Consider the following 1,091-nt stretch of genomic DNA (forward strand, 5'->3'; position numbering starts at 1 on the left):
TCGGGCGTGGCCTCGTCCGGGGCGACGCGATCGGCCGCCGCGCCCCGGGCGCGCTCCACCTGCCGCCAGCGCTGGACGTTGCGGTTGTGCTCCGCCAGCGTCTTGCCGAAGGCGTGGCCGCCGGTGCCGTCGGCGACGAAATAAAGCTCGCCGGTCTTCGGCGGCCGGGCCGCCGCCTCCAGCGCCGCGCGGCCCGGATTGGCGATCGGCCCCGCCGGCAGGCCGTTGATCACGTAGGTGTTGTAGGCCGTGCGCGACTGGATGTCCGACCGCGTCAGGCTGCGCCCGAGCGTGCCGCGACCGCCCACCAACCCATAGACGATGGTGGGATCGGACTGCAGCCGCATGCCCTTGTTGAGCCGGTTCACGAACACCGCCGCCACCCGGCCGCGCTCCTCCGCGATCCCGGTCTCCTTCTCCACCAGCGAGGCCAGCGTCACCAGATCGTCCGGCGTCTTCACCGGCACGGAGGGGTCGCGGTCGCGCCAGATCTTGTCCAGCGCCGCCTTCTGCTCCTGCCGCATGCGGGCGATGACCTGCTCCCGCGGCATGCCGCGCATGACGTTGTAGGTCTCCGGCAGCAGCGCGCCTTCCGGCGGAATCTCGCGCACGTCGCCGGTCAGCACGCTCGCCTCCCGCAGCCGCTCCACCACCTGCTGGCTGGTAAGCCCCTCGGGGATGGTGATGGCGTGCTCGATCGCCTTGCCGGAGATCAGGATCTCCATCGCCTCGCGCATGGAGACATGGGCCGGGAAGGCGTATTCGCCGAAGCGCAGCCCGTCGCCCGCGCGGTGCAGCCGCACGCCGGCCTCGAACGCCTTGGGGTGGTCCAGCACGCCGGCGCGGGCGAGCGTCTCCGCGATCTCGCCCACGCCCTGGTTGCGGGGGATGACCACGGTGATCTCGCGCTCCAGCGGACCGGGGCCGTCGAACAGGGACTTGCCGTAATAGATCGCCCCGCCGAGCGCGAGCGCGACCAGCGTGAAGAAGGTGAACAGGCCGCTGAGATAGCCCACCAGCGCGCCATGCCGCACGCGGCGCCGCGCGGGCGGCGGAGGCGGCGGCGGCGGGGTGTCGGGACCGCCGGCCTC

Annotated in this window: 1 protein-coding gene; it reads right to left on the reverse strand. The window is 72.8% G+C overall.

Going from position 1 to position 1,091, the window contains the following annotated elements:
- On the reverse strand, positions 1-1,034 hold a 1,034-nt coding region (gene mltG, locus ACFQ4O_RS17770), incomplete at its 3' end, for an endolytic transglycosylase MltG (RefSeq protein WP_378777738.1).
- Positions 1,035-1,091 lie beyond the last annotated feature (57 nt).

The sequence above is a fragment of the Methylopila musalis genome (assembly GCF_042679725.1).
GTDB lineage: Bacteria > Pseudomonadota > Alphaproteobacteria > Rhizobiales > Methylopilaceae > Methylopila > Methylopila musalis.